Origin of the sequence: Halopseudomonas pelagia CL-AP6 (assembly GCF_000410875.1) — a bacterium.
In the GTDB taxonomy this organism is placed as follows: domain Bacteria; phylum Pseudomonadota; class Gammaproteobacteria; order Pseudomonadales; family Pseudomonadaceae; genus Halopseudomonas; species Halopseudomonas pelagia.
Genome location: NZ_AROI01000051.1, coordinates 24191 through 42395 on the forward strand (window position 1 = coordinate 24191; position 18205 = coordinate 42395).

At 56.7% G+C, this 18205-nt stretch carries 19 protein-coding genes, 2 tRNA genes and 1 pseudogene; 19 read left to right on the top strand and 3 right to left on the bottom strand.

The annotated features are described in order from the left end of the window. Nucleotides 1–33: 33 nt before the first annotated feature. From hisA to hisB, 3 genes are read right to left on the bottom strand one after another with little or no spacing between them, the layout of a single operon-like run. Nucleotides 34–780: a 1-(5-phosphoribosyl)-5-[(5-phosphoribosylamino)methylideneamino]imidazole-4-carboxamide isomerase gene (hisA, locus tag K787_RS0121100; protein WP_022964775.1), complete on the bottom strand. Its 747-nt coding sequence runs from the start codon at nt 778–780 to the stop codon at nt 34–36. Nucleotides 781–829: 49 nt separating this feature from the next. Beyond that, on the bottom strand, nt 830–1474 hold the full coding sequence (gene hisH, locus K787_RS0121105; RefSeq protein ID WP_022964776.1) for an imidazole glycerol phosphate synthase subunit HisH: 645 nt from the start codon (nt 1472–1474) through the stop codon (nt 830–832). A 3-nt stretch (nt 1475–1477) separates the two neighbouring features. Next, nucleotides 1478–2071, bottom strand: coding sequence for an imidazoleglycerol-phosphate dehydratase HisB (gene hisB, locus K787_RS0121110; protein WP_022964777.1), 594 nt, complete (start codon nt 2069–2071; stop codon nt 1478–1480). 189 nt (nt 2072–2260) lie between these two features. Here hisB and K787_RS0121115 point away from each other — a divergent pair, with 189 nt between their 5' ends. From K787_RS0121115 to K787_RS25665, 19 genes and pseudogenes are all read left to right on the top strand, one after another. Continuing rightward, nucleotides 2261–3391 carry an NAD(P)/FAD-dependent oxidoreductase gene (locus K787_RS0121115; protein ID WP_022964778.1) on the top strand — a complete coding sequence of 377 codons (1131 nt, stop codon included), beginning with the start codon at nt 2261–2263 and terminating at the stop codon, nt 3389–3391. A gap of 76 nt (nt 3392–3467) precedes the next feature. Next, a complete protein-coding gene (locus K787_RS0121120; RefSeq protein ID WP_022964779.1) occupies nt 3468–5645 on the top strand; it encodes an AsmA family protein in 2178 nt (725 codons plus the stop codon). Next, nucleotides 5642–6688, top strand: coding sequence for an A/G-specific adenine glycosylase (mutY, locus tag K787_RS0121125; protein WP_022964780.1), 1047 nt, complete (start codon nt 5642–5644; stop codon nt 6686–6688). The genes K787_RS0121120 and mutY overlap by 4 nt, the downstream gene beginning before the upstream one ends. A 36-nt stretch (nt 6689–6724) precedes the next feature. Continuing rightward, nucleotides 6725–6997, top strand: coding sequence for an oxidative damage protection protein (locus K787_RS0121130; protein ID WP_022964781.1), 273 nt, complete (start codon nt 6725–6727; stop codon nt 6995–6997). A gap of 88 nt (nt 6998–7085) precedes the next feature. Continuing rightward, a tRNA-Phe gene (locus K787_RS0121135) sits at nt 7086–7161 on the top strand. Between the two features lie 328 nt (nt 7162–7489). After that, nucleotides 7490–8257 (top strand): ABC transporter ATP-binding protein, encoded by a 768-nt coding sequence (locus tag K787_RS0121140; protein WP_022964782.1) that lies wholly within the window; start codon nt 7490–7492, stop codon nt 8255–8257. Nucleotides 8258–8269: 12 nt separating this feature from the next. After that, nucleotides 8270–9019 (top strand): ABC transporter substrate-binding protein, encoded by a 750-nt coding sequence (locus K787_RS0121145; protein WP_022964783.1) that lies wholly within the window; start codon nt 8270–8272, stop codon nt 9017–9019. Nucleotides 9020–9063: 44 nt separating this feature from the next. After that, complete coding sequence (locus K787_RS0121150; RefSeq protein ID WP_022964784.1) at nt 9064–9756, top strand: ABC transporter permease; 693 nt, start codon at nt 9064–9066, stop codon at nt 9754–9756. Continuing rightward, entirely contained in the window at nt 9753–10454 is a 702-nt protein-coding gene (locus K787_RS0121155) for an ABC transporter permease (protein ID WP_022964785.1), read from the top strand. Before K787_RS0121150 ends, K787_RS0121155 begins: the two co-directional genes overlap by 4 nt. Nucleotides 10455–10462: 8 nt before the next feature. After that, complete coding sequence (locus K787_RS0121160; protein ID WP_028615179.1) at nt 10463–11698, top strand: methyltransferase; 1236 nt, start codon at nt 10463–10465, stop codon at nt 11696–11698. Nucleotides 11699–12014: 316 nt separating this feature from the next. Further along, nucleotides 12015–12090, top strand: a tRNA-Thr gene (locus K787_RS0121165). A 108-nt stretch (nt 12091–12198) separates the two neighbouring features. Then, nucleotides 12199–13275, top strand: coding sequence for a tyrosine-type recombinase/integrase (locus tag K787_RS0121170; RefSeq protein ID WP_028615180.1), 1077 nt, complete (start codon nt 12199–12201; stop codon nt 13273–13275). 478 nt (nt 13276–13753) lie between these two features. Continuing rightward, nucleotides 13754–14143: a hypothetical protein gene (locus K787_RS0121180; RefSeq protein ID WP_022964789.1), complete on the top strand. Its 390-nt coding sequence runs from the start codon at nt 13754–13756 to the stop codon at nt 14141–14143. Nucleotides 14144–14787: 644 nt separating this feature from the next. Beyond that, entirely contained in the window at nt 14788–15507 is a 720-nt protein-coding gene (gene virB5, locus K787_RS0121195; protein ID WP_022964792.1) for a P-type DNA transfer protein VirB5, read from the top strand. Nucleotides 15508–15520: 13 nt separating this feature from the next. Continuing rightward, nucleotides 15521–16000 (top strand): hypothetical protein, encoded by a 480-nt coding sequence (locus K787_RS0121200; protein ID WP_022964793.1) that lies wholly within the window; start codon nt 15521–15523, stop codon nt 15998–16000. Then, complete coding sequence (locus K787_RS0121205; RefSeq protein ID WP_022964794.1) at nt 15997–16257, top strand: EexN family lipoprotein; 261 nt, start codon at nt 15997–15999, stop codon at nt 16255–16257. Before K787_RS0121200 ends, K787_RS0121205 begins: the two co-directional genes overlap by 4 nt. 1 nt (nt 16258) lies before the next feature. After that, a complete protein-coding gene (locus K787_RS0121210) occupies nt 16259–17338 on the top strand; it encodes a TrbL/VirB6 family protein (RefSeq protein WP_022964795.1) in 1080 nt (359 codons plus the stop codon). A 281-nt stretch (nt 17339–17619) separates the two neighbouring features. Continuing rightward, nucleotides 17620–17811: a hypothetical protein gene (locus K787_RS25265; RefSeq protein WP_161785957.1), complete on the top strand. Its 192-nt coding sequence runs from the start codon at nt 17620–17622 to the stop codon at nt 17809–17811. Between the two features lie 186 nt (nt 17812–17997). Continuing rightward, nucleotides 17998–18205: pseudogene (locus tag K787_RS25665) on the top strand (plasmid mobilization relaxosome protein MobC); the annotation flags it as partial.

Sequence of the window (18205 nt, forward strand, 5' to 3'; positions counted from 1 at the left end):
CTAATTGCGTTGATCGGCGCGCGTTGCTTGCCTTTACTTGCGGCTGGACGCTGCGCCGTCACACAGCGCCTGCGCCTCTGCCACATCCAGCGTGCCTTCATAGATCGCGCGGCCAGTGATAGCGCCGATAATGCCGGGGGCACCGGCGTTGAGCAGTGACTTGATATCGCCGAGGTTATGAATGCCGCCGGAGGCGATCACCGGAATACGCGTGGCATTGGCCAGCGCCGCAGTGGCTTCGACATTGCAACCCTGCATCATGCCGTCTTTGGCAATATCGGTATAAACAATCGCAGACACGCCATCGGCTTCAAAGCGCTTGGCCAGATCGATGGCCTGCACTGTGCTGACTTCGGCCCAGCCGTCAGTGGCCACGAAGCCGTCTTTGGCGTCCAGCCCGACGATGACTTTGCCGGGGAAGGCGCGACAGGCTTCGGCGACGAATCCCGGCTCTTTGACCGCCTTGGTACCGATAATCACGTAGCTGACACCTGCACGTATATAGTGCTCGATGGTCTCCAGCGAGCGGATGCCGCCGCCGATCTGAATTGGCAGCTCGGGGTAGGCGCGGGCAATCGCGGTTACTACCTCGCCGTTGACCGGCTTGCCTTCAAAGGCGCCGTTCAGGTCAACCAGGTGCAGGCGACGGCAGCCACCGTTTACCCATTTGGCCGCCATGGCCACAGGGTCATCGGAGAATACCGTGGCATCGTCCATCAGGCCCTGGCGCAAGCGCACGCAGGCACCGTCTTTGAGGTCGATAGCGGGAATGATAAGCATGACTTTTCCTTCGGAAAAAGAACTGCAAGCCTCAAGCTTGCGGCTCGGTTTACCAGCGACCGTCCCAGGCCAGAAAATTCTGCATCAGCTGCAGGCCGTTGGTATGGCTCTTTTCCGGGTGAAACTGGGTGGCGAATATATTGTCCTGAATCACTGCAGCGGCAAAGTCGACACCGTAATGGCAGCGGCCGGCCACATGCGTATATTTTCCGGGTTGGGCATGGTAGCTATGCACGAAATAGAAGCGCGCATCCTGCTCAATGCGGTGCCACATCGGGTGGTCGATGCTCTGCTTGACCTGGTTCCAGCCCATATGCGGCACTTTCAGGCGTAGGTCACCGTCATATAGCTCGTTACCAAAGAAGCTGACCTTGCCGGGGAAGTGGCCGAGGCAATCAACACCGCCATTCTCTTCGCTACGCTCGAACAACATCTGCATGCCGACGCAGATACCCAGCAGCGGCTTTTCCTTGATGACGTCGCGTATTACCTGATCCAGCCCGAGCTGGCGCAGCTCGCTGATGCAATCCCGGATGGCGCCCACACCGGGCAGCACCACGCGATCGGCTGCCAGGATAATGGCCGGATCGCTGGTCACCTCAACGCGCATGGCGCCAGCGTGTTCAAGGGCTTTGGCTACCGAATGCAGGTTGCCCATGCCGTAATCAATAACGGCTACTCGGCTGGCAGTCATTGGTTACAGGCAACCTTTGGTGGAGGGCATCATGCCGCTCATGCGCGGATCTTCTTCCACGGCCATGCGTAACGCACGACCGAAAGCTTTGAACACGGTTTCGATCTGATGGTGGGTGTTAAGCCCTTTCAGATTGTCGATGTGCAGAGTGGTCTGCGAATGGTTGACGAAGCCCTGGAAAAACTCGCCGAACAGATCTACATCAAAACCGCCCACACTGGCACGGGTATAATCCAGGCTCATGTGCAGGCCAGGGCGTCCGGAAAAGTCGATCACCACGCGTGACAGAGCTTCATCCAGCGGCACGTAGGCATGGCCGTAACGACGAATGCCTTTCTTGTCGCCAATGGCCTTGGCAAACGCCATGCCCAGGGTGATGCCGACATCCTCCACGGTGTGGTGGTCGTCGATGTGCAGATCGCCACGCGATTTGATCTGCATGTCGATCAGCCCGTGTCGGGCGATCTGGTCCAGCATGTGCTCAAGAAATGGGACGCCTATGTCAAAGTCGGACTGGCCGGTGCCGTCCAGGTTGATCTCGACTTTGACCTGGGTTTCCAGAGTGTTGCGCTCGACGCTTGCCTTGCGCTCCGCCATGGCTTGTTCTCCGCTGAATAATCAATCAAGGGCGTGCATTATACGGGTAGCACGGTGCTCGGGGCTACAGCAGGCTGATCGCTTGTGCATATCGTGCCGATAGCGGCCTGGCTGGCAATGGTGCAAAACAGCTGGGCGCGGCCTAATGTAGCAGCAGCGACAGGTGTTGAACGATGACAGGAGTAGCCGATGGCAGACTGTGAAATAGTGGTGGTCGGTGCAGGTGTAGTCGGCCTGGCGATTGCGCAGCGTCTGGCGCGCGGCGGCCATGAGGTCATGGTATTGGAGCAGGAGGCCTGGCCCGGCCAGCACGCATCGAGTCGCAACAGCGAGGTGATCCATGCCGGCATTTATTATCCGCCTGGCTCGCTGAAAGCGCGGTTGTGCCGGCAAGGGCGTGATCTGCTCTATGCCTGGTGTGCTGAATTTGGCGTAACGCATCAGCCTATCGGCAAGCTGTTGGTCGCCATTGAAACAGCGGAGTTGCCGGCCTTGCAGGGACTGCAGGCCAACGCCCAGGCTAATGGAGTTGCGTTGCAGGCGTTGGATGCCGCCGAGGTGCGGGCGCGTGAGCCGGCGTTGCGAGCGGTGGCTGGGTTGCTTTCGCCGCTGACCGGTATCGTTGATAGTCACGCCTTGATGGACTCTTACGCCGCGGCGCTGCAACAGGCCGGCGGTATGCTGCAGTGCCGTACCCGAGTGCACCGCGTGCAGAGGGTTGCTGGTGGCTTGCAGCTCAGCGGCGACAGTGTCGGTCAGGCTTTTAGCCTGAGCTGCAGGCGCCTGATCAATTGCGGCGGCCTGTTTGCCCAGGCTCTGGCAGCGGAAGTCGAGGGGATGGCTGTTGAGCACATCCCGGCGTTGCACCTGTGCCAAGGGCAATACTTTGCTTACCGTGGTGCCTCGCCTTTCTCGCATCTGGTTTACCCCATGCCTGAGGCCAATGCTGTGGGTCTGGGTGTGCACGCGACCCTGGACCTGGGTGGGCAGGTGCGATTTGGTCCAGATGTGCGTTATCAGACGCAGTTGGACTACGCTATGGACGAGTCGCGGCGCGATGCGTTCGCCGTGGCGGTGCAGCGCTATTGGCCCGAATGCGAGGCAGAAAAGCTAGTCCCGGCCTACGCCGGAGTGCGGGCCAAGCTCAGTGCGGCGGGGGAGCCAGCGGTGGATTTCGTCATCCAGGACAGCTCAACCCATGCAGTGCCGGGGCTGATCAACCTGTTTGGTATCGAATCACCCGGTCTAACTGCCAGCCTGGCGCTTGCTGAAGAGGTGGCTAGTCGTTTGAAGAGTCTTTACCCTGTCGACTTTGGTTAGACTAAGAGCATTAGGTCAAGAGCTTTGATTTTACACCTTGATAAACACACCTTGAAAAACTGATAGGGAAGCATCCATGAAATCCTTTGCCAAAGTGCTCGGGTTGGTGATCTTTGGTGTTGTGCTGCTGGCGGCGGGAGTGCTGTTTTTCCTGACTCGTATGTTCGACCCCAATGATTACAAGGACGATATCCAGCAGGCTGCACGTGACAAAGCCAACATCGAACTCACCTTGGGCGGCGATATTGGTTGGTCTCTATTTCCCTGGCTGGGCATTGAGCTCAAGGATGTGGGTATTGCCACGCTTGATGCCCCCGAGGATGCATTGGCGCAGGTCGGCAGTATGGGGCTGGGCGTGAAGGTTTTGCCATTGTTACGTCGGCAACTGCGGATGAGCGACGTCATTCTCGACAGCGTCAGCTTGAATCTGGCCAAGGATGCCCAAGGCCGCGGCAATTGGGAGAGTGTCGGCCCTGACAGCGACGCCGCGGCCACGCCGGAGCCGGGCGCTAGCGAAATCCCGGGCCGGTCCTCCGAGCAAGCCGGTCGCGATTTTGACGTTGCCGTCGAGAGCGTACGGATTACCAACGCGCGCGTGCGTTACGAGGACGAGTCCTCTGGGCAGGTGTTACAGCTCGAAGACGTGAATCTGACCACCGGAGCCCTGGTTGAGGGTCAGCCGTTTGATCTGGCTTTCCTTGGCCTTCTGACCACCGAGCAGCCGGCCACGCGTGTGCGAATTGACCTCAAAACCGTCGCGCAGTTTGATTTCGGTCTTGAGCGCTATCAGCTTGAAGCGGTCGATCTGAAGGTGGATGTCAGCGGCCAGCCGTTATCGGGTCGGGCTTTGTCACTACAACTGCGGGGTGATGGGCTATTGGATCAGGGCGCGCAAATCGCCGAGTTCAATCAGATGCGTCTGTCTGTGGCTGACCTGCGGGCTACCGGCCAAGTGCGGGCCAGCCAGTTGGACAGCGATGTGCGCCTGGATGGGCGTGTGGATGTGGCGGATTTTGACGCCCGTGCTCTGCTTGCCGCTCTGGGTCAGGAGGTGCCTGAAACGGCCAAATCTGGAGCGCTCCAATCGGTTGCGCTAAGCGCCGTGCTCAGCGGCTCGGCAACCAGTCTGATGCTGGAAGAGCTTAAGCTGCTAGTCGATGGTACCCAGCTGACCGGTAGTCTCGGCATCGCTGATTTCGAGCGCCAGGCCGTGCGGTTTGATTTGTCGGGCGGCAGTTTGAACCTGGATGATTATTTGCCGCCGGCTGAAGAGACCGCCGGCGAAGCGCCGGCTCAGGCACCGTCAGGCGGCAGCCGTTCGGACTCGGCGCCTGAGGACTGGAGCGACGAACAGGTGCTGCCGTTGCAGCGACTTGCCAGCCTGGATATTGATGGCAAGCTGACGCTTGATGAGCTGCGCATTACCGGTCAGACCGTGGCGCCTTTCACGGCGGCCGTGGTTGCTCGGGATGGCAAGGTCGAGATTAAGCAGGCGGATGGCGGCGTGTTTGGTGGGCGTTTCAGCGTAACCGCCGAAATCGACACTACCAGCACACCCGTCAGTCTCAAGGTGGCCAAGCAGTTGACCGGTATGGACTCTCTGGCCGTGCAGCGGGCGTACGACATGGGCGAGCAAATGCGCGGCAAGCTGGATTTTAATCTTAACGTCACCGCAAGCGGCAACAGCGTCAAACGCTGGATGGATACGCTCAACGGCAGTGCCCGTTTCAATGTACTGGAAGGCGCGCTGATCGGCGTCAATCTGGAACAGCAGATGTGCCAGGCCATTGCGCTGGTCAACCGTAAGACATTGGCCGAGCCGCGAGGCAGCCAGGATACGCCGTTCAGCTCGCTGGGAGGCAGTTTCCGCATTACTAACGGTACGGTAAGTGGCGAGGATCTGGTAATGGCCATACCCGGCATAGGGGTCAAGGGCCGCGGTAAAATCGAATTGCCGCAGCAGCGCATGGATTACCGTCTGGGCTTGCTGATCAAGGGCGATCAGTCGGCCATGCCGGATCCTGCCTGTGTGGTAAATGAACGCTATATCGCTGTTGAATGGCCCGTTCGCTGCCAGGGGTTTCTGCACAATGCGGCCAGCAGTTGCGCTGTGGATACCGACGGCGTAAAAAGCATTGCCGGGCAATTGCTGGGTAGTGAAGCCCAGCGCAAGGTTGAAGAAAAGCTTGAAGAGAAGCTTGGCGATCAGGCTCCGGCCGTGCGCGATGCGATCAGAGGCTTGTTCAACCGGTGAGTTCTTCCCTGTTCTCAGACGCGGTGCTGGCCTGGTACGACCAGCACGGGCGCAAGGACCTGCCCTGGCAGCATGCTATGACCCCCTATCGGGTCTGGGTTTCAGAGATCATGCTGCAGCAGACCCAGGTGGCTACCGTGATCCCTTATTTCGAGCGTTTTATGCAGGCCCTGCCCGATGTTGGGGCATTGGCTGCCGCTACGCCGGACGAGGTGTTGCATTTGTGGACGGGGCTTGGCTATTACAGCCGGGCGCGCAATCTGCATAAGTCCGCTCAGCGGGTGGTAGAGGACTATGCGGGTGACTTCCCCCGGGATCTTGAGCAGCTCGTCAGCCTGCCCGGCATCGGCCGTTCGACCGCCGGGGCGATCGCCAGCCTGAGCATGGGCCTGCGCGCACCGATTCTGGATGGCAACGTTAAACGCGTGCTGGCGCGCTATCACGCAGTAGCGGGCTGGCCGGGCGAAAAGGCGGTGCATGACCGGTTGTGGCTGATTGCCGAGCGTTACACCCCGCATAGCAGGGTCCATCATTACACTCAGGCAATGATGGACCTGGGCGCTACGCTCTGTACCCGTAGCAAACCTTCTTGCCTGGTCTGTCCGCTACAATCAGGCTGCGAAGCGCGTATGCTCGGTCAGCCGACTCAGTACCCGCACGCCAAGCCGCGTAAGCAGATACCGGTGCGCCAGTGCCTGATGCCGCTGTTGATGAATCCCGATGGTGATGTCTGGCTGCAGCGCAGGCCAGATTCTGGCCTCTGGGGCGGGCTCTGGTGTCCACCCCAGCTCGATGATCAGCTACAGTTGCAGAGCCTGCTGGCCCAGCAGGGCTGGGAAGCTGAGGAGCCGCAGCTGCTGGAGCCATTGCGGCATACTTTCAGTCATTTCCATCTGGATATTCAGCCGCTGCTGGTGCGCGTGACGGCGGGCCATGGCGTGGCCGAGGCGGGCCAGGTCTGGTATAACCTGCGCCAGCCCTCCCGCCTTGGGCTAGCCGCCCCGGTGAAGAAGCTGCTCTCGCGAGCTGAATTGACTATCTGACTTGGCGTCAGAACTGCCTCACTCAAGGAGATACCCATGACCCGCATGGTGATGTGCCGCAAATATAAAGAACAGTTGCCAGGTCTGGAGCGTGCGCCCTATCCCGGCCCAAAAGGCGAGACAATCTTTAACGAAGTATCGAAGAAAGCCTGGGATGAATGGCAGGCGCACCAGACGATGTTGATCAATGAGCGCCGGCTGAACATGATGGATCCCGAGGATAGACGCTTTATCCAGGGCGAAATGGACAAGTTCCTTTCCGGTGAAGAATACGCTCAGGCCGAAGGTTATGTGCCGCCTGCGGAATAAAGGGTCGGTAAGCGGCTGAAACAACGGAACAATATTTTCCTGTGGCGCTTGACACATAGGCCCTTAAACCGTTTAATAGCGCCCCGTTGCCCAGATAGCTCAGTCGGTAGAGCAGAGGATTGAAAATCCTCGTGTCGGCGGTTCGATTCCGTCTCTGGGCACCATTATTTTCAAAACCCGCTAGCGTTTGTGGCGGGTTTTTTTATGTCCGTACGAATGGTATCTGCCGGGTTTAATCTGGAAAGACTTTTGCATGCATATTCGGGACATGACCCCAAGAGTGTTCTTGGTCATGCGCATTAGCTGTGCTAGTTTTGCCGCATGACAGGATTATTGCAGACGGATCTGTCGATACGCCGGAATAAGCAGTGCCGGTTTACCGGTATGCCGGCCCAACGGAATGCCGTCCAACCGGAATGCCGGCCCAGCCGGCAGTCATTCATAATCAGGTACCTGTAGCCAGGTGCTTTTTGCGCTGACTGGAAACGATACGTGACACCGCCCGCTCTCGAAGTGCGTAATCTGCATAAACGCTACGGCGACCTTGAAGTTCTCAAGGGCGTTGATCTTGTTGCCCGCGATGGCGACGTCATCTCCATCCTCGGCTCGTCCGGCTCCGGCAAGAGCACGCTGCTGCGCTGCATCAACCTGCTGGAAAATCCCCACGCTGGTCAGATATTCGTCGCTGGCGAAGAAATGAAACTCAAGCCCGGTCGCAACGGCGCATTGGTGGCGGCTGACAACAAACAGATCAACCGTTTGCGCGCGCGGGTTGGCTTTGTGTTCCAGAGTTTCAATCTGTGGCCGCACATGAGCATTCTCGACAATATTATCGAAGCGCCGCGCCGTGTGCTGGGTCAGCCCAAAGCAGATGCGATTGCAGCAGCGGAGCTGTTTCTTGAAAAAGTCGGTATAGCCGACAAACGCCATGCGTTCCCGGCACAGCTTTCCGGCGGCCAGCAGCAGCGCGCAGCCATTGCCCGCACGCTGGCTATGCAACCCCGCGTCATCTTGTTTGATGAGCCTACCTCTGCGCTTGATCCTGAGATGGTCAACGAAGTGCTGGCCGTGATCCGCGCGCTGGCCGAGGAAGGAAGGACTATGCTGTTGGTAACCCATGAGATGGGCTTTGCCCGGCAAGTGTCCAGTCAGGTGGTTTTTCTTCACCAGGGCCAGGTCGAGGAAATCGGCACCCCTGAGCAAGTGTTCGAGCACTCCAAATCGGAACGTTGCAGACAATTCATGTCCAGCCAAAAGTAAGGAGCAGTACCCATGAAAAGCTATAAGAAGGTTCTGTTGGCCGCTGCTACAGCCATGCTCATCAGTGCTCCGGCACTGGCAGATGAACTGCGTATCGGCACCGAAGGGGCTTATCCTCCCTTCAACCTGATCGACAAGAGCGGTGAGGTGGTTGGTTTCGATATCGATATCGCCAACGCCCTCTGTGAGAAAATGGAAGCCGAGTGCACCGTGGTCACTTCGGATTGGGATGGCATCATTCCTGCGCTGAACACGCGCCGCTTCGACTTTCTGGTCGCCTCCATGTCGATCACCGAAGAGCGTCAGCAGGCAGTTGACTTCACCGAGCCCTACTACACCAACAAGCTGCAGTTTGTTGCACCGAAGGATTCCGACTTCAAGACTGACGAAGCCAGCCTGAAAGGCAAGACCATCGGTGCCCAGCGTGCGACCATCGCTGGTCAGTGGCTGGAAGACAATATGGGCGACGTGGTCAATGTACGTCTGTATGACACCCAGGAAAACGCCTATCTGGACATGAACTCCGGTCGTATCGATGGCGTATTGGCAGATAACTTCGTGCAATACGAGTGGCTGCAGAGCGAAGCCGGTGCCAACTTTGAATTCAAGGGTGACCCGGTATTCGATAACGACAAGATCGGTATCGCCGTGCGCAAGGGTGATCCGCTGCGTGAGCGCTTGAACAAGGCCCTGCAAGAAATCATTGATGACGGCACCTATGCCGAGATCAACGAGAAGTACTTCCCCTTCAGCATTTATTGACCTGACTGGCCGGGCCCCTCGGGGCCCGGAACTGATACCTGCCCATGCTTGATTTACAAGGTTTTGGTCCAGCCCTGCTCGAAGGGACCTGGATGACCATCCGTTTGTCCCTGGCCTCGGTGGCTTTGGGATTGTTGTTCGGACTGCTTGGCGCCAGCGCCAAGATCTCCGACAACCTGTTGCTGCGCGGCATGGGCGGCTTTTACACCTCAGTAGTCCGAGGCATACCTGAGACCCTTTGGGTGCTCATGGCCTATTTCGGTACTGTCTCGCTGATGAATTGGCTAGGCAGTTATTTTGGCAATCCCTACCTGACCCTGTCGCCTTTTGTCGCCGGTACGCTGGCGCTGGCGCTGTGTTTCGGTGCCTACGCCACGGAAGTTTTTCGTGGCGCGCTGCTGGCCATCCCCCCGGGCCAGAAAGAAGCCGGACTGGCACTGGGCATGTCCGGTACTAGAATATTCTGGCGCATCACCCTGCCGCAGTTGTGGCGGGTGGCATTGCCCGGTTTGGGCAACCTGTACCTGATCCTGTTGAAAGACACCGCCCTGGTATCGTTGATCACGCTGGATGAGATCATGCGCAAGGCGCAGGTGGCTTCAAACGCGACCAAGGAGCCTTTCACCTTTTACTTTACCGCCGCGCTCATCTATCTGGGGCTGACGGTGATCATTATGGCCGCGCTGCACTGGTTTGAACGCCGCGCCAACCGCGGCTTTACAAGGACCGAGCTATGACCTGGGATGAACGCTGGGCATTGCTGGTCAGCTGGGCACCGCAACTCTGGGCTGGCACACTGCTGACGCTGCAGATTGTCGCTATCGCCGTTGTAGTGGGGCTGGTATTTGCCATTCCGCTGGGGCTGGCCCGCGCCTCAAGGCACTGGTATGTGCGCGCCTTACCCTACACCTATATTTTCTTCTTCCGCGGTACGCCGTTACTGCTGCAGTTGTTTCTGGTCTATTACGGTCTGTCGCAGTTCGAAGCGGTGCGCGAGAGTATGTTCTGGCCGTATCTACGTGAACCCTACTGGTGCGCGCTGATCACCATGACGCTACACACCGCGGCCTACATTGCCGAGATCTTGCGTGGCGCCATCCAGTCGGTGCCCAGTGGCGAGGTCGAGGCGGCGCGGGCGTTAGGCATGTCCAAGCGCCAATCACTGCAATACATTATTCTGCCGCGGGCAATTCGCATCGGCTTGCCGGCCTATGGCAACGAAGTGATCCTGATGCTCAAGGCCAGCGCGGTGATCTATACCGTCACGCTGATGGATGTCATGGGCGTGGTACGCACCATTAACTCGCGCACCTATCAGTATGAAATGTTCTTCCTGGTGGCCGGCTTGATTTATCTGGTTATCACGCTGCTGTTTACCGAGCTGTTCAAGCTGGTCGAACGCTGGCTGAAGATCGAGGCCGCCCGCAAGCGCTGAGTAACCTCATGGACTATCCCATGGACTATGCCGAGCGGTTCCAGCAGTTGGATGCCTGGCTGGCTCGGTACCAGTCCGTGTGGCGCGCCACGCCATTTACCCAACACAAGCTGCCCTGGGAGCAGGACTGGCCAGAGCTGGCCACCTGGTTGCGCTCACGCAGCCTGGCCGAAGCCGAGCAAGCCCACACCCAACTGCAGGCTCTGCACGCCCCGCAACCTTTCCGTGAGTTAAGCCTGCAAGCCGAAGCGTTGAGCCAGATTCCGGATTGGTCCGTAGCCCCCGTGCAAAGCTGGCCAGAGTTGCTAGAACGGCATATACCCGGGCGCAAATGGCAGCAGATCACCCGCTTTGCCCAGGCCAGTCAACGCGGCTGGTCTCAGCCGCCGCGACACTGGCTGGATTGGTGCGCGGGCAAGGGTCATCTGGGGCGCCTGCTGGCCTGGCAGGGCGGTCAGCCGCTGACTTGTCTGGAACAGGATGCGCAGCTCAATCAGGACGGTCGGGCGCTGAGTCAGGCGCTACAATTGAATGCCCAGCACCTGGACTATGACGTGATGACCCCGACTGCCTGGAATCAGTTACGGCCCGACCACAGCCTGGTCGCGCTGCACGCCTGCGGTCAGTTACATATGACCCTGCTCGAACAGGCGGTAGTCGCTGGCTGCGCGCAAATAGCCCTGTCGCCCTGTTGCTATAACCGCATTGACGGCACTCACTATCGGCCGCTATCCCAGCGCGCCCGCCAATCCCGCCTGCATCTGAGCAAGCGTGATCTAGGCTTGCCACTACAAGCCACGCACACCGCCGGTCAGCGCAGTCGTCGCCTGCGCGACCAGTCCATGGCCTGGCGCCTGGCATTCGATGTGTGGCAGCGCGAAGTCACCGGGCGCGACGCTTACCTGCCCACACCCTCCAAGCCGGAAAGCGCAATGGGGCAGGGCTTCATCGCTTTCTGTAACGACCTGGCCCAGCATCATGGGCTGAAACTGTCCGCCTCCACTGACTGGACGGCGCTGGAATCGCGCGGCTGGCAACGCCTGGCTGAAGTGCGTAATCTCGAATTGGTCGGCGGACTTTTTCGCCGGCCGTTGGAGGTCTGGTTGCTGCTCGACCGCGCACTCTTTCTGCAAGAGGCAGGTTATACCGTCAGCCTCGGCCTGTTCGCCCCGGCCCACCTGACCCCGCGCAATTTTCTGCTATTGGCCGAAGAAAAAACTGAACAGCCCATCACCAGCCTGTAAACCGGTTGCACACAGACTTATCCACAAGGCGTGCTTGTAAAACTTATCCCCGCCATCTGTGGATAACAATGTTGATGACTTCTTGGTAGTTTTACCAAGGCCGCGAATTGCGTGCCTTGCAGGGCTTTGATCAAAAAAAAGCCAAAGTGGATATCTTATTGGAAACAACGGGTTGAGGGCGCTTTGTCAAGTGCTGGTAGAGATTTCATGCACAAGCTGGATGTTGCTATAAATCAGCAAAAAAGTCAGTGTTTTTACCCACAACCGCTGCTGACGGCTTTACACCGGAGCCAAGCTCTATATAATGCCAGCCCATGCCGGTATAGCTCAGTTGGTAGAGCAACTGACTTGTAATCAGTAGGTCCCGAGTTCGACTCTTGGTGCCGGCACCATACAAATCAAGAGGTTAGAGATTTCTCAGCCTCTTCGCTGCACAATCAGTCGTTCCTGGGGTACATTTTCGGTACAGTCCTACACTGGCCGAGTCAGGAGCGCTTCCCTTGGCAACAATCGTCAAAACCCCCTCAGGTACGTGGAAAGCCGTCATTCGAAAGACCGGCTGGCCTACGTCATCGAAAACCTTCCGTACTAAACGTGATGCTGAAGATTGGTCCCGCCGCATAGAGGATGAGATGGTGCGCGGAGTATTCATTCAGCGCAGCTCCTCAGAGCGTATGACGCTTGCGATGGCCCTGACTCGTTACCTCGCTGAGGTTAGTCCTACAAAGGCGCCCAAAACGCAACAGAGCGAGGCTGGCTCGGCTAAAGTTCTTGCCGCCAGGCTTGGTAAGTACTCCCTTGCGGCGTTGACGCCAGATATCTTGGCAAGCTACCGCGACTCGCGGTTAAGCGAGCGCAGCCAGCGCGGGAATCTGCTAAGCGCGAATACTGTGCGATTAGAGCTTGCGTTGCTCAGTCACCTCTTCAATGTCGCGATCAAAGAATGGCGGATGGGTCTACCGTTTAACCCTGTTATGAATATTCGTAAGCCCAGCCCGGGGGAGGGCAGGGATCGCAGGTTAGCGGCAGGTGAAGAGCGTCGGCTAATGGCGGCAGCAGCGAACCACAGCAACCCGATGCTTACTTGGATCATTCGACTGGCCTTGGAAACGGGCATGCGCTCCTCAGAAATTACCGGACTCCGTCGGCGTCAGATCGATCTTAAGCGGCGTGTCGTACGTCTCGCCGATACCAAGAACGACAGCGCTCGTACCGTGCCTTTGACTAAGCAGGCGACGGATACCCTGAGGCTGGCTTTGGATAATCCTGTGCGGCCTATCGATACTGATCTGGTGTTTTTTGGTGAGCCGGGCAAAGACGGGCGTCGTCGCCCCTATGCGTTCAGCAAGGTATGGAATGATCTTAAAAAAGAACTGGGTATGGCGGATCTGCATTTTCATGACTTGCGGCATGAGGCTGTAAGCAGGTTGGTTGAAGGTGGTTTGTCCGACCAAGAGGTATCCGCGATTAGCGGTCACAAATCAATGCAGATGCTCAAGCGTTACACGCACCTTCGCGCGGAAGATCTCGTAGACAAGCTCGACCAGTTCAAGAAAAACACCGCAGGTGATGAATAATAGCTATCGCGTACCAGGCTCTAATAGTGATTTTAATGCACTGATTTATAAAAGTTTTTCATCCGCCGAAAATATACGCATACCAACTTGCCATATCTTGGTATGCGTATATTGGATAGTTTGGTATCCACTAATAGAGTATTTTGGCGTTATAAATCAATGGCTTATATTTGACCTTTTCCCGTATTCGCCGAAAGATACGCTCACCTACTCAAAACGCGGTGGACATATCAATGACGACGGAAGAATACATGCTCCAACAATATGGCCCTCTGATGAGTCTAGGGGACATTGCAAGTCTATTGGGTCGCTCCCCCGAAGGGGTCCGCGTCGCCCTGTACTCTGACACCGATGTTTCCCGGAAACTGAAGCCGACGATGCTTCGGGTTGGACGTCGGGTCTATTTCCGTACGCTTCAAGTCAAAGATGCACTAACCCTCGAAGGCGATAGCAGCGATCAGGCTGTCGTAAGAAGCGTATGAACCAAGCAATCAAAGTCAGGCGGCGCGCTTTTTCGGTAGTTCCTGACGATATCCTGGCTGATGAGCGGCTTAGCTGGCGGGCTCGCGTTTTGCTCGCCTGGATGCTTGGAAGAAGCCCGGACTTCGATCTGCGAATCTGGTATATCCGTAAGGTCTTTCGGATTAGCCAGCAGCAGTGGGTGAAAGCGCGCAAGGAAATGCAGGCGGTTGGTTATTTCCAGCAAGAGCGAATCCAGGGCGAGAAGGGGCGACTGCAATGGGTCCACTTTGTCACCGATTCCCCAGCACCGCCATCCCCCCAAAAACCACCTAATGGTAAACCATCTGATAGTGAGCAATCGGATGGACCGCCAACGTATGGTAAATCGGGGGGTAAACCAATATGAGTGTTACCAACAGGAGTACTACCAAGAAGAGAGAACTACTAAGAGTCTTGCAAGCCGAGCCTCAACACACCGCCCCCTGGCCCGTTCCGGGCATGGGCGAGAAAGGCGCCTGCGGCGCGGTTTCGTCCGATTAACTCAAAGGAACCGAGAGTTTGAGACCTTCGCATACGATTTATTATCGTGACATTGATAGTTACTGCGACAGTCTTGATCGAATAGGAGACGTGAAAGTTATCTTGAAAGCCAGTCGAATTGACGGCTACGCACTCTGGATTGAAAACGTCGGGGATATACGAAAGGTCGTTGATGATCGCGGTAACCAGGTCTGGTTTAGAACAGTAGACCAAGCGTTGGATGAGCTCATTAACATTCCGTATTTAAGCAACCAGATTATTGTTGATCGTACTAGCTGGTGACGCTGAGGATTGCGATCAGTAATTTTTTATTTGGGTATCGCCCATCTGCTTGACCGGCTCCGCGCTGCGCCCGGTATGACCTGCTGGAATAGACGGCATGACTATGCGGAAAGGCGCGTTGTGATAGCCCGCAAGGGTGCGCTCCCGGATGGGGAGCAAGACCGCTGCTGATGTGGCGGAATGGCTGAAAGGCCCGATGCCCTCCTTCATCGAAAAGGAGTGGTAAATATGAAATACCCCAAAGCCTTTCCGGCTATTACCTTCGCATGTTCGGTATTGCTAAGTGGGCACGCGTCGGCGCAGATACCTGTAACCGATGTGGCGCTGAACGGGCAGACCACTGCCAATCAAGCCGCGACGATGGCTCAATGGGCCCAGCAGCTCGTCGAGATGAAAAATCAATACGACCAGATGCAGCGCGACTATGCAGCCCTCACGGGTTCGCGTGGTCTGGGCACGATCATGAATGACCCTTCATTGCGGGATTACCTGCCCAATGATTGGCAAGGAGTATATGACTCCGTGAAAAGCCAGGGGTATTCCGGTCTTAGCGGTACTGCAGCGACGGTCTACAACCAAAACCGGATTTATGATTCCTGTGCGCATATCTCGATGGCCGACCAGCGGACGCTGTGCGAAGCCAGGGCGGTAAAAGCTTCCCAGGACAAAGGTTTCGCCCTGGACGCCTACAACGCCGCAAAGGGTCGCCTGATACAAATTGACCAGCTTATGGGCCAGATCAATGCGACAGATGATCCTAAGTCCATTGCAGAGCTGCAGGGCCGCATTCAAGCGGAACAGGCAATGATCCAGAACGAGCAAACCAAGCTGCAGCTTTACGACATGGTTGCTCAAGCCGAGGATCGCATTCAACAGCAGCAGCAGATTGAACTGAATGCGGAAAGCCATGCACGACGCGGCTGGCTTCAGCCCCAGATCGCCGAATGAGGAGCGCTTGAACATGATCACCTATCTACACCTACCGATAATGGCAATTGCCTTTTTCATTCTCCTAGCGACATGGCGCTTCTGGTCTTGCATCAACCGAATGGGCTTCGTGAAAGAGGTCAGTCGACGTGCGCCTTGGATGCTTCAAGGGGATGTGATCGCGAGCATCTTGGCGCTAATGCCGTTCATGTTGGCCTCGGTTGATTGGGCAGACGTGACGCTGCCTCAGCAGAGCAGGCCGGCGGCGTCCTACGTCACAGTGTTTTTATCTCTAGGCTGTCTACTCGGCTGCATGTTTATTTTGCGCCAGTCTGGTGAACGCTTCGCCGGTCATTGGGCCGGTACGCGGGAAAGCGCCCTGCGCACTATTGCAGCGCTACGCATTATCGACGCAGCGGAGCTGACTTATGCCCTTGACGTGGCACGGCAGCACCAAGCACGGCCCGTCTCTGGTCGTGTCATCGAGGTTGAAGCGCGGGAGGAACGGCAATGAGAAAGCTCACCCTCTTCCTGTTCATCGCGGTCTTACTGGCTGGCTGTGACGAAAACACGGCGGTTCAAACCGTTGATTGGTACAAGGCACACGATACAGAAAGAAAAGACATGATCGCCAAGTGCAAGAGCAGCCCCGGCGAACTTGCAGCCTCGCCCAACTGCATCAACGCGCAGCAGGCACAGAACGAAAAAGATCTATCACGGCGTGGTTATTTGAAGTTGCCGCCGGTCAATTCCAGCAAGCAGGGAGAATGACATGGACCCGATGATTTTTCAGTTCATAGGCCAATACCTGGATGCGGCGCTAGATCCTTTCATAAGCGGAACCGTGGGTGAGGTGATTTCGACCTTTACTCTATTTTTCATCACCGGAGCCACCATACATTTGACGCTGTTGGGCTACTCCATCGGATGGGGTTACGTCGAGCTTCCCTTCTCGACGTTTATAAAAATATGCGTCAAATACCTGTTCATAGCTGCTGTGGCACTGAACGCTTCGACCTATTCGGCCTGGGTGGTCGAAAGCATCCACTCGCTGGAGACCGGCATTACATCGGCCTTTGCGGGAACGGGTGGCGGGGCAGATCCAACCTCGGTTTACTCGGTCGTAGATAGGGCTCTTGGCGAAGGGTGGGGTATAGCGGCTGATTTGTGGGAGAAGGCCGGTAACCGTGGCATAACCGAAATAGGAACAATGGTCGGAGAATACTTCAACGCTGCCCTCATTGCGCTTGCAACGGGTCTTATCGGGGTCCCGGCAGGAGGCATGATCGTCGTTGCAAAAGCTGCTCTGACAATCATGCTTGGTATAGGCCCGGTGTTCGTCGCGCTGCTGCTCTGGCCTGCCACGTCTAAATTCTTTGATAGCTGGTTTGGTCAGGTGATGACATACGTACTGCGTATCGCTTTAGTGGCAGCGGTCATGGGTCTGGCATTCAAGGGCTTTGACGCTGTGATTAATAGCGTCGATTTGGACAGCGACCAAAACACGCTGTTTACCTCATTGGTGCTTGTTACCTTCACAGTGGTCATGTTCTGGCTGTTGGCCGAAGCCAACAATGTGGCTGGCCAGCTCGCGGGCGGTATCAGCAGCGGGGCGGTGACGCTACGAGGAATGGCGCAAGGGACCATGGCTCCAATGCGCACGGCGGCCAATGTCGTGAATGGCCAAAGCACCAGACGAGACATGCAATCAGGCATGATGGTTACTGCGGGCCGTTCTAACCATTTGATTGCGGGTAACACCATGTGGAACCCAGCCTATCGCCAGCACGTAATGCAAAACCTAGGGAAAAACTGGGGTCGTGCTCGCGGTGGGAAGGTCAACCAAGGTTGAGGAAATATTCATCAACTCCCAGATCGTTGGGCGTCGGGCAATGCAAAGCTGCGTTGTCTGGCGAATGGCCGCTCAGGGTGGCTAGTAGGTAGCGCCAATGGTCAACAACACCACAGCTTATGAATGGCTCCATCAGAACGCCTTGGTGCCAGCAGCGTAGTAGTAATAGTAGTAATACTATTATTACTACAGAGGCGAGAGAGTTTTATCGGAATCAGCATCCCGCTCTTCAGCCAATAGACGTTTGGCTTCAATTTACAAAACCTCCAGGGATTTTGCGTATGCGGCGCAGCCGCCTTTCTCGCCCCGCACTGCGGGGGCGGCGTGATAACCATTTGTCCTGCTTCGCGTTGACAAGCCGCGAATCTCGTTTCACTTCTGTTCAAGGTCAGGGCGGTTTTACAAAAGGGCTGATTACGGGCTTGATTGAGAGTGCTATTGCCGCGATGAAGAAATTGGGCCAGTTGAGCTAATGCCTAAATTTCTGTTCCCAGCAAGACAGCTTCAGCGTGTGGAAGCCTTTGGTGCTAGGGGCATAAATCCTTCGTCATGACGAAGAAAGTAGAGGGGGGTGTGGGCTAATGCAGGATAGGCATGCGCCGGTAAAGTGTGGTTCACTACGTATATCGTGAATCATTGATACCGAACGAGGGAGGCACATGCCGCGCAAACCTAGCATCGGCGCTACAAGGGACAGCGCCGTTTACCGTATACGCATACCGGCTGACCTGAAATCGGAATGGGAAGTGCACTGCGAGAAAAAAGGCTGCTCGCAGCACAGCATGATCCGAGCCCTAATGCGTTACACCATTCAAGATGAAATACCCTCGGACGTTAAAGATTGGATTGCGTATTCCGGCGAACGTG

Excerpts from the sequence above, each read along its gene's own strand:
- K787_RS0121180 (WP_022964789.1), top strand. The coding sequence starts at position 13,754 with ATGAACCAAGCAATCAAAGTCAGGCGGCGCGCTTTTTCGGTAGTTCCT.
- K787_RS0121120 (WP_022964779.1), top strand. The coding sequence starts at position 3,468 with ATGAAATCCTTTGCCAAAGTGCTCGGGTTGGTGATCTTTGGTGTTGTG.
- K787_RS0121150 (WP_022964784.1), top strand. The coding sequence starts at position 9,064 with ATGCTTGATTTACAAGGTTTTGGTCCAGCCCTGCTCGAAGGGACCTGG.
- K787_RS0121115 (WP_022964778.1), top strand. The coding sequence starts at position 2,261 with ATGGCAGACTGTGAAATAGTGGTGGTCGGTGCAGGTGTAGTCGGCCTG.
- K787_RS0121200 (WP_022964793.1), top strand. The coding sequence starts at position 15,521 with ATGATCACCTATCTACACCTACCGATAATGGCAATTGCCTTTTTCATT.
- virB5 (WP_022964792.1), top strand. The coding sequence starts at position 14,788 with ATGAAATACCCCAAAGCCTTTCCGGCTATTACCTTCGCATGTTCGGTA.
- hisA (WP_022964775.1), bottom strand. The coding sequence starts at position 780 with ATGCTTATCATTCCCGCTATCGACCTCAAAGACGGTGCCTGCGTGCGC.
- hisH (WP_022964776.1), bottom strand. The coding sequence starts at position 1,474 with ATGACTGCCAGCCGAGTAGCCGTTATTGATTACGGCATGGGCAACCTG.
- K787_RS25265 (WP_161785957.1), top strand. The coding sequence starts at position 17,620 with ATGCGGCGCAGCCGCCTTTCTCGCCCCGCACTGCGGGGGCGGCGTGAT.
- K787_RS0121210 (WP_022964795.1), top strand. The coding sequence starts at position 16,259 with ATGGACCCGATGATTTTTCAGTTCATAGGCCAATACCTGGATGCGGCG.
- K787_RS0121130 (WP_022964781.1), top strand. The coding sequence starts at position 6,725 with ATGACCCGCATGGTGATGTGCCGCAAATATAAAGAACAGTTGCCAGGT.
- hisB (WP_022964777.1), bottom strand. The coding sequence starts at position 2,071 with ATGGCGGAGCGCAAGGCAAGCGTCGAGCGCAACACTCTGGAAACCCAG.
- K787_RS0121155 (WP_022964785.1), top strand. The coding sequence starts at position 9,753 with ATGACCTGGGATGAACGCTGGGCATTGCTGGTCAGCTGGGCACCGCAA.
- K787_RS0121145 (WP_022964783.1), top strand. The coding sequence starts at position 8,270 with ATGAAAAGCTATAAGAAGGTTCTGTTGGCCGCTGCTACAGCCATGCTC.
- K787_RS0121160 (WP_028615179.1), top strand. The coding sequence starts at position 10,463 with ATGGACTATCCCATGGACTATGCCGAGCGGTTCCAGCAGTTGGATGCC.
- K787_RS0121205 (WP_022964794.1), top strand. The coding sequence starts at position 15,997 with ATGAGAAAGCTCACCCTCTTCCTGTTCATCGCGGTCTTACTGGCTGGC.